Here is a 10,650-nt window from a genome sequence, read left to right on the forward strand (position 1 = left end):
TCAAGCTGGCCCGGCTGCTGGCCCAGGACAAGGCCATCGACGACCTGGTCGAGGTCGAGGTCCCCCGCACGGTGCAGCTGTTCGCCCCGGTCGTGACCTCCGAGAACGTCGACCAGTACCTCCCGTCGGCCTTCTCCTCCTGATCCACCCCCGTGCGGTCCCTCCCGGGTCGTGCCCACGCACGACCCGGGAGGGACATCCAACCCCGCCCGACCACGACCTGACCCGACGCCGAGACGAGGAGCCCCGATGAGCACCGAGCCCCGCCCGCCGCACGCCGAGCTGCGCATCGGCATGGTCGGCCACGCCTTCATGGGCGCCGCCCACTCCCAGGCCTGGCGCAGCGCCCACCGGTTCTTCGACCTCCCGCTGCGCCCGGTCATGCGCGTCCTCGGTGGCCGGGACCAGCAGCGGGTCGACGAGGCCGCCGAGCGGCTGGGCTGGGAGTCCACCGAGACCGACTGGCGCCGCCTCGTCGAGCGCGACGACGTCGACCTGGTCGACATCTGCACCCCCGGCGACACCCACACCGAGATCGCCCTGGCCGCCCTGGCCGCCGGCAAGCACGTCCTGTGCGAGAAGCCGCTGGCCAACACCGTCGCCGACGCCGAGACGCTCGCCGCCGCGGCCGAGGAGGCCGCGACCCGCGGCGTCCTCACCATGGTCGGCTTCACCTACCGCCGCGTCCCCGCGATCGCCCTGGCCCGCCAGCTCGTCGCCGAGGGCCGCATCGGGACCGTCCACCAGGTCCGCGCGCAGTACCTGCAGGACTGGATCGTCGACCCCACCGTCCCGCTCTCCTGGCGCCTGCAGAAGGAGAAGGCGGGCAGCGGCGCGCTGGGCGACATCGGCGCCCACATCATCGACATGGTCCAGTTCGTCACGGGCGACGCCATCGCGTCGGTCTCCGGGCACCTGCAGACCTTCGTCAGCGAGCGGCCGATCGCCGCGAGCTCGACCGCCGGCAGCCTCGGCGGCGGCGGCACGACGACCGAGACCGGACCGGTCACCGTCGACGACGCCGCGGTGTTCATCGCCACCTTCGCGAGCGGTGCCCTCGGGGTCTTCGAGGCCACCCGCTTCGCCACCGGCCGCAAGAACGCCATCCGCATCGAGGTCAACGGCTCGCGGGGCAGCCTGGCCTTCGACTTCGAGGACATGAACGTCCTGCACTTCCACGACGCCACCGAGCCCGAGGCGACCGCCGGCTTCCGCCGCATCCTCGTCACCGAGCCGACCCACCCCTACGTCGAGGCGTGGTGGCCGGCCGGCCACGGCCTCGGCTACGAGCACGGCTTCACCCACCAGGTCGTCGACCTGGTCCGGGCTGTCGCCGCGGGCGACCCGCCCACCCCCTCGTTCTCCGACGGACTGCAGGTCCAGCGCGTCCTGGACGCCGTCGAGACGAGCTCACACACCCGCACCTGGCAGGAGACCACCGCATGAGCAGCACGTACACCCCGACCCCGGAGGACAAGTTCTCCTTCGGCCTGTGGACCGTGGGCTGGGAGGGCGTCGACGTCTTCGGCCCCGCCAGCCGCGCCCCCCTCGACCCGGTCGAGTCCGTGCACAAGCTCGCCGAGCTCGGCGCCGCCGCGATCACCTTCCACGACGACGACCTGCTGCCCGACGACGCCACCCGGCAGCAGACCCTCGACCGCTACACCAAGGCGCTGGCCGACACCGGCCTGCGCACCGAGATGGTCACCACCAACCTCTTCTCCCACCCGGTCTTCAAGGAGGGCGGCCTCACCGCCAACAACCGCGAGGTCCGCCGCTACGCCACCGCCAAGGTGCTGCGCAACATCGACCTCGCCGCCGAGCTCGGCGCCGAGACCTTCGTGATGTGGGGAGGCCGCGAGGGCGCCGAGCACGGCGCCAGCAAGAACATCCACGCCGCGCTCGACCGGCTGCGCGACAGCCTCGACCTGGTCTGCGACTACGTGCGCGAGCAGGGCTACACGATGCGCTTCGCCATCGAGCCCAAGCCCAACGAGCCCCGCGGCGACATCCTGCTGCCGACCATCGGCCACGCGATCGCCTTCATCAACGAGCTCCAGCACCCCGAGATGGTCGGCCTCAACCCCGAGGTCGGGCACGAGGAGATGGCCGGGCTCAACTTCGCCCAGGGCGTCGCCCAGGCCCTGTGGCACGGCAAGCTCTTCCACATCGACCTCAACGGCCAGCACGGCCCGCGGTTCGACCAGGACCTGCGCTTCGGCGCCGGCAACCTGCGTGGCGCGTTCTGGACCGTCGACACCATGCTCGGGGCCGGCCACGCCGACCACGCCTACGACGGCTACGTCCACTTCGACTACAAGCCCCCGCGGGCCGAGGCCGTCGACGGCGTCTGGGCCTCCGCGGCCGCCTGCATGCGCAACTACCTCATCCTGCGCGACAAGGTGCAGGCCTTCCGGGCCGACCCCGAGGTCCAGCAGGCCCTCGAGGCCGCCGGCGTGACCGAGCTCGACCAGCCGACCCTCGCCGAGGGCGAGTCGCTGGCCGACCTGCGCGAGGCGTCGTACGACGTCACCGCGCTCGCCGAGCGCAGCGTCGCCATGGAGGCGCTCGACCAGCTCGCCATGGAGCACCTGCTCGGCGTCCGCTGACCTCTCGCGGCGGGGCCCCGGACCGGGGTCCCGCCGCGTGACCGTCCGCCGACCCTCCCAGACGCACCACCAGCACCACCCAGCACGACCAGCACCACCCAGCACGACCAGCACCACCAGCACGACAGGGGCCGAACATCCGGGGACCCGCCCCGGGACCGACGGAGCGCACACCCGTCACCAACGAAGGAGATCGTGATGAACAACGTCATCACGCGGCTACGCAGGGGCTCGCGCACAGCGCTCGCCGCCGGCGTGGCCACGATCGTGGTCGCCCCCCTGGGCGCCTCGGTCGGCCTCGGCCTGGTCGGTTCGCCGGCCGGCGCCGCGGTCCCGGACCTGCCCGCCGTGGGCATGTCCGGCACCATCGAGAAGAAGGGTGACGAGGACACCTACGCCTCCAAGCCCGCCGACCCCGACCTCGAGTCCCCCCTCAGCAGCTCGATGCCGCTGAGCGAGTCCGTCCCGTGGACCGCCGAGAAGGAGGAGGCCGCCGCGGCCGCTGCCGACGTCGAGTCCTTCGACGCCCTGGTCTTCTCCAAGACCCAGGCGTTCCGGCACGCCAACATCCCCACGGCCATCACGGCGATCCAGAAGCTCGGCGTCGACAACGGCTTCAACGTCACGACGACCGAGGACGCCGGCGCCTTCACCGACGCCAACCTCGAGCAGTACGAGGTCGTCATCTTCCTCTCGACCACCGGTGACGTGCTCAACGAGACCCAGCAGGGGGCCTTCGAGCGCTACATCAAGGCCGGCGGCGGGTACGCCGGCATCCACGCCGCCTCCGACACCGAGTACTCCTGGCCCTGGTACGGCAACCTGGTCGGCTCCTACTTCAACAACCACCCGAACGGCACCCCGACCGCGACCGTCAAGGTCGAGGACCCCGCGCACCCGTCGACCGCCGGCATCGAGCCGCGCTGGGAGCGCACCGACGAGTGGTACAACTTCCGCACCAACCCGCGCGGCAAGGTGCACGTGCTCGCCTCGATGGACGAGACCACCTACGCCCCGGGTGGTGGCGCCATGGGCGCCGAGCACCCGATCGCCTGGTGCCAGGACTACGACGGCGGCCGCAGCTGGTACACCGGCATGGGCCACACCGACGCGTCCTTCCAGGACTCGAAGTTCCTCGGGCACATCCTCGGCGGCATCCGCACCGCGGCGGGCGTCGTCCCGTCCGACTGCGCCGCCACCCTCGAGCCCAGCTTCGAGAAGGTCGCGCTCGACGAGAACACCTCCAACCCGATGGAGCTCGCCATCGCCGAGGACGGTCGGGTGTTCTACATCGACCGCAACGGCGCGGTGAAGATCATCAAGGAGGACGGCTCCGTGGTCACCGCGGCGACCGTGCCCGTCTACACCGGTCAGGAGTTCGGCCTGCTGGGCATCGCCCTCGACCCGAACTTCGCGACCAACAACTGGGTCTACCTCTACTACGCCCCGCAGGGCACCGCGTCGATCGACCGGATCTCGCGCTTCACGATGAGCGGCGACACGATGCCGCTCAACACCGCGGTGACGATCCTCGACGTCGACGTGCAGCGCAACGAGTGCTGCCACGCCGGTGGGTCGATGGAGTTCGACAACGACGGCAACCTGTACCTGGCCACCGGTGACAACAGCAACCCGTTCGCCTCCGACGGCTACACGCCGATCGACGAGCGGTCCGGCCGCAGCGCCTGGGACGCCCAGCGCACCTCGGGCAACACCAACTCGCTCAGCGGCAAGGTCCTCAAGATCAAGCCCAAGGCCGAGGGTGGCTACACCATCCCCGCGGGCAACCTCTTCGACGAGGCCCAGGACGCCGCCGGCAAGACCCGTCCCGAGATCTACGCGATGGGCTTCCGCAACCCGTTCCGCATCGGCCTGGACGAGCAGAACAACAACATCCTCGTCGCCGACTACGGCCCTGACGCCGGCGCGGTCAGCGCGACCCGCGGGCCCAACGGCCGGGTCGAGTGGAACATCCTCGACGAGCCGGGCAACTACGGCTGGCCGTACTGCGTGGGCAACAACACGCCGTACAACGACTACAACTTCGCCAGCAGCACCCCGGGTCCGGCGTTCAACTGCGGCGCGATCGTCAACGACTCGCCCAACAACACCGGTCTGACCAACCTGCCGCCCGCCAAGGCGGCCGTGATCTGGCAGTCCAACAACGGCTCGATCACCGGTACGCCGGAGATCGGCGCCTCGGGCGCCCCGATGACCTCGGGCACCTACTCCTTCGACCCCGACCTGGAGTCCGACCGCAAGTGGCCGGCCTACTTCGACCGCAAGGCGATCTGGGCCGACTGGAACAACAACCGCCTCTTCACGGTCCAGATGAACCAGGCCGGGACCAGCTACACCGACATCAACCGGTTCCTCCCGAACCTGAAGATGGTCCGCCCGCACGCCCTGCAGTTCGGGCCCGACGGCGCGCTGTACATGATCGAGTGGGGCAGCGGCTTCAACGGCAACAACACCGACTCCGGCGTGTACCGGATCGACTACGTCGAGGGCAACCGCGCCCCCGTCGCCCGTGCCACCGCTGACAAGACCTCCGGCAAGGCCCCGCTCACGGTCGCCTTCGACGGCAGCGCCTCCTTCGACCCCGACACCGGTGACGCCACGGGCGTGACCTACGCCTGGGACTTCGGCGACGGCACGGCCGGCGCCACCACCGCCAAGGCGAGCCACACCTACGCCACCGCGGGCAACTACACCGCCCGACTGACCGTCACCGACGCGGGTGGCCGCACCGGCACGACCAACATCGAGGTCGTCGTCGGCAACACCGCCCCGACGGTCGAGCTGACCCTGCCGCTCAACGGCGGGTTCTTCGAGTTCGGCGACTACGTCAAGTACGAGGTCAAGGTCACCGACCCCGAGGACGGGACCATCGACTGCAACAACGTCGTCGTCCAGCCCGCGCTCGGCCACGACGAGCACTCCCACGGCTACGAGCAGTACCGCGGCTGCAGCGGCGTCGTCCCCGTGCCCGGTGACACCGGCCACGTCGGCGCCAACATCTTCGGCGTCATCACCGCCGCCTACACCGACAAGGGCGCCGGCACCGCCAAGGCCCTGACCGGTGTCGACGGCGTCGTGCTGCACACCAAGCAGAAGGAGGCCGAGTTCTTCGACGAGACCGGCCGCGTCGGCACGGGGGGCACCGGCACCGCCGGCGTCACCGCGCAGACCACGACCGACGCCGGCGGCGGCCAGAACGTCACCGGCATCGAGACCGGCGACTGGTTCGGCTGGGACGTCATGAACACGACCGGCATCACCGGCGTGACCATGCGCGTCGCCTCCACCACCGCCGGTGCGACCTTCGCCGTGCGCCAGGGCTCGCCCGCCGGCACCACCATCGGCACCGTGACGGTCCCCAACACCGGTGGGGCGCAGACCTACCAGGACGTCACCGCCGCCTTCACCGGTGACGCGAAGACCAGCCAGCCGCTGTACTTCGTGGCCACCACCGGTGGCGCCAACGTCAACTGGGTCAAGTTCAACGGTCGGGGCATCACCGACAACACGCCGCCGGCGGCGACCATCACCGCCAGCACCACCAGCGGCCAGGCCCCGCTCCCGGTCTCGTTCACCAGCACGGTGACCGACGCCGAGAACGACGTGCCCGTGACCTACGCGTGGGACTTCGGCGACGGCGCGACCTCGACCGAGGCCAACCCGAGCCACACCTACACCAAGGCCGGCACCTACGGCGTCTCCCTGAAGGTCACCGACGCCCGCGGCGCCGCGACCACCAAGACGCTCGAGGTCCGGGTCACCACGGCGACGAGCACCTGCTTCAGCGGTCGTTCCGACGACTTCCTGGGCACCGAGCTCGACGCCAACCGGTGGAACCGCAACGTCCGCGCCGACCAGACGCTGACCGTCGCCGACGGGTCGCTCAACATCCCGCTCACCGCGACCGACATCCACCAGACGACCAACACCGCGCCGAACATCGTCCTCCAGGACCTGCCGGCCGGGCGCTTCGAGGTCGTCACCAAGGTCACCCTGCCCGCTGTCCGCAGCTACCAGCAGGCCGGCCTGATCCTCTACGGCGACGACAACAACTACACCAAGCTCGTGTACTCGGGCCGGTCGTCGACGCCCAACAAGGCCAACAACGTCATCCAGTTCGCCTCGGAGACCAACGCCACCGCGACGGAGACCAACTCCGCCAACCTCGGTGCCACGTTCCCCGACACGGTCTGGCTGAAGCTGGCCAGCACGGACGGCACCACGGTCACCGCGTCCTACAGCGCTGACGGGGCGACGTACCAGCCCGTCACCGCCACGGCGGCGGCCCGTCCGGTCCCGGCCAACGCCAAGGTCGGCATGGTCGCCCTCGCGGGCAGCGGCCAGACCGCCGGCATCACCGCGAAGTTCGACTACTTCACCATCACCCCCGACGACACGGCGACCCCGTGCGGCGGCGGCAACGGGTGCCTGGAGAACTTCGACGGCTCCGCCCTGCCCAGCGGCTGGGAGGTCGTCAAGCCCACGGGGAACGTCACCGTCGGCGGCGGCAACCTCACCATCCCGATGGCCGGCACCGACCTGTACCAGACCACCAACACCGCTGGTGACCTGGTGCTGCGCGACCTGCCCGCAGGCGCGTTCACGGTGACGACCAAGGTGACGGCGCCGATCGTGCGCCAGTACCAGCAGGCCGGTCTGGTCCTGTACGGCAACGACGACAACTACCTGAAGTTCGTCCTCCAGGGCCGGACCACCGGCGTCGACGCCGCCGGCAACATCATCCAGCTGGCCAAGGAGGTGAACGCCGTGGCCGCCGAGACCAACACCTCCGGCCTGGGCGCCACCTTCGGCAACACCGTGTGGCTGCGACTCACCAGCACCGACGGCACCGCCGTCACCGCCGAGTACAGCAACGACGGCGCCACCTGGACGAAGATGTCGGCCGGCTACGACCTCACCGGCATCACCAAGCCGCGCCTGGGCCTGACGGCGTTCGCCAACAACGCGACCGCTGCCGGCATCTCGGCCCAGTTCGACTCGTTCGAGCTGGAGTCGGCCTCCTGCGACGAGCCGGAGACCTGCCTGACCGACCAGTTCGCGGGCAACGCCCTCGGCACCGGGTGGAGCACGACCCGACCCAGCGGGAACCTCACGGTCTCCGGTGGCTCGGTGAAGATCCCGCTCGAGGCGACCGACCTGTACCAGACCACGAACACCGCCAGGGACCTGGTCCTCACCGACCTGCCCGACGGTCCGTTCGTGGCCACCACCAAGGTCACCGCCCCGATCAACCGGTCCTACCAGTCGGCGGGCCTGCTGCTGTACGGCGACGACGACAACTACCTCAAGCACGTCTTCCAGGGCCGCAGCGAGCAGCCCGACGCCGGGTCGAACATCATCCAGACCGCTCGTGAGACCGCCGGCGCCGCCGTCGAGACCAACACGAACGGACTGGGTGCCGACTTCCCGACGACGGTCTGGCTGCGACTGGCCAGCGAGGACGGCGACGAGGTCATCGGGTCCTACAGCACCGACGGCGAGACCTGGACGCAGATGAGCGCCGGGTACGACGTCAGCGACATCGCGGACCCGAAGATCGGTCTGCTCGCCGCTGCCAACACCACGGCGGGCGCCGGCATCACCGCCTCGTTCGACTGGTTCACGCTGGGCGGCGACGCCTCGTGCGAGCCGGGCACCGAGGAGCCGGCCGACACCACCGCGCCGACGACGACGATCACCATCGCGGCGGCCTCGGCCACCGGCTGGTACACCACGCGTCCGTCGTTCACGCTGGCCGCTGCCGACGGCACCGGCTCCGGCATCGCCTCGACCGAGTACCGCATCGCGGGCGGGTCGTGGACGCCGTACACCGGGACCGCCGTCGCGGTCACCGGTGAGGGCGAGCGCACGGTGGAGTTCCGCTCCACCGACAAGGCCGGCAACGTCGAGACCGCGAAGTCGCAGGTCGTGAAGGTCGACACGGTCCTCCCGACCGTCGCCGCCACCCAGGCGGGCGACGGCGCGAAGACCCTGACCCTCGCGGGCACCGATGCCACGTCGGGCATCGACAAGGTCGAGTACCAGGTCGGCGACGCCACCAGCTGGAGCACCTACAGCCAGCCGCTGGTGTTCTCCGACGCGGGCACCTACACGGTGCGCTACCGCGCCGTGGACAAGGCCGGCAACACCTCGGCCACCGCCACCGCGACCGTCGTCGTGGAGCAGACCGAGGAGCCCGGTGACACCACCGACCCCGAGGTCGGCGTCACGGTGCTCGGCTCCTACGAGGGCACGGTGCTCGACCAGACCAGCAGCGGCGTGGGCGGCTCGGCCACCCTCGTCTCCGAGGCCGACGGTGAGGGCTACACCACCACCGCGACCCTGGAGCTGACCGGTCTGCTCCCCGACACCAGCTACGAGTCGCACCTGCACGTCGGGACGACCTGTGGCGGGTTCGAGGGTCACTACCGTGACGACGAGGACGGCGCCGGCACCCCGCCGAACGAGCTCTGGCCGACCAACCCGGGGTGGACCCCCGAGTCGGGCGACCCGCGCATCAAGGCGAACGCCGACGGCACGTCGTACGCCGAGGCCACCGTGGCCTGGGCCCCGCGGATCGAGGGCGGCATCCTCGCCATCCACCGCGAGGGCGCCATCATCGGCTGCGTCGACCTCGACCTGACCGGCCCGGGCACCGTGGTGCTCGACGCCACCGACGACGTCGAGGTCACCTCGCTCACCTACACGGTGGACGAGGGTGCCGAGACCGCCTACGAGGGCCCGTTCGAGATCACCGACGCCGGCACGCACACCGTGGCCTACACCGCCACCGACGCCGCCGGCAACGAGACCTCGGGCTCCTTCGAGGTCGTCGTGCCGGAGACCGAGGAGCCGCAGGCCCTCGAGGTCGCCCTCACCACCACGCCGGCCGCACCCAGCGGTCGCGGTGGCTGGTACACCGGCCCGGTGACCGTGGACGCGACCGCCACCGGTGGCGAGGGTGAGCGCACCCTGGAGCACCGCACCGGTGACGGCGCCTGGCAGCCCTGGACGGGTCCGGTCCGCCTGACCCGCGACGGCACCTACCGGGTGCAGGTCCGCGTCACCGACGGCTCGGGGGCGACCAAGATCGCCACCCAGGTCGTGCGCATCGACGCCACCGCCCCCCGGGTCGTCCTCGACGGCATCAAGGACGGCGCGACGATGAGGCCGGCCCAGCAGCGCCGGGCCTCGGTGACCACCACGGACGCCACCTCGGGCATCGCCCGGCGCGTCGTCCGGCTCGACGGCAAGGTGGTCGGCGTGCCGGTCCGCCTCGACGCCGTCGCGCTGAAGGTGGGCACCCACCGGATGGTCGTCACGACCACCGACGTCGCCGGCAACGAGCGGGTCACCACCGTGACCTTCCGGGTCGTGGCGTCGTACGTCGGTGGCAAGCAGCTGGTCAAGCGCCTCGACCGCGAGAACAAGGTCGGGGCCGGTCCGGCCAGCCGCATGCTGCAGCAGCTCAACGCCGCGCAGAAGGCCGACCGACGTGGGGAGGTGCGCCAGGCCCGCCAGGCCCTGGCGCAGCTGGACACCCTCGCCAACCGGGTCGGCAACAAGCAGGCCAAGGCTGCCCTGAAGTCCCTCACCCGCGCGCTGCGAGCGCAGCTCTAGGCCGCGGGAGAGGGGAGAACGTCCGCCGATGAGGGCCCGGCCACCTCGACGCCGTGAGGCGAGCGAGAGCCGTCCGACCGCAGGATCGGCCCTGCGGTCCGGGCGGTGGCCGGGCCCCCGTCCGGGCGGGGGAGGGGCGCATCCCGTGCGCCCCTCCCCGCGACCGGTGCCGGGGCAGCGCGCTCCGTCCCGGCACCGGTTCGCACCATCGTCCACCCACCACCGCCAGATGGACCCGGAAATCTTCCGGGTCCCCAGCACAGGAGAAACCGCATGCCGCGTCCGATCACGTTGTTCACGGGCCAGTGGGCCGATCTGCCTTTTGAGGAGGTGTGTCGTCTGGCGTCGGGGTGGGGGTATGACGGGCTGGAGATCGCGTGCTGGGGGGATCACCTGGATC

Annotated in this window: 3 protein-coding genes; all 3 read left to right on the forward strand. The window is 70.9% G+C overall.

The window, feature by feature from the left end:
• The first annotated feature begins 249 nt into the window (after window positions 1–249).
• The gene (locus FJQ57_RS22010) at window positions 250–1,446 is read left to right on the forward strand and encodes a Gfo/Idh/MocA family protein (RefSeq protein WP_139984525.1); all 1,197 of its coding nucleotides are present in this window, start codon (window positions 250–252) and stop codon (window positions 1,444–1,446) included.
• Window positions 1,443–2,609, forward strand: a complete 1,167-nt coding sequence (gene xylA / locus FJQ57_RS22015) for a xylose isomerase (RefSeq protein ID WP_139984527.1) — start codon at window positions 1,443–1,445, stop codon at window positions 2,607–2,609. Before FJQ57_RS22010 ends, xylA begins: the two co-directional genes overlap by 4 nt.
• Window positions 2,610–2,807: 198 nt before the next feature.
• The gene (locus tag FJQ57_RS22020; protein ID WP_139984529.1) at window positions 2,808–10,250 is read left to right on the forward strand and encodes a ThuA domain-containing protein; all 7,443 of its coding nucleotides are present in this window, start codon (window positions 2,808–2,810) and stop codon (window positions 10,248–10,250) included.
• The last annotated feature ends 400 nt before the right edge of the window (window positions 10,251–10,650 follow it).

It is taken from the genome of Nocardioides litoris (assembly GCF_006346315.1).
Taxonomy (GTDB): domain Bacteria; phylum Actinomycetota; class Actinomycetes; order Propionibacteriales; family Nocardioidaceae; genus Nocardioides; species Nocardioides litoris.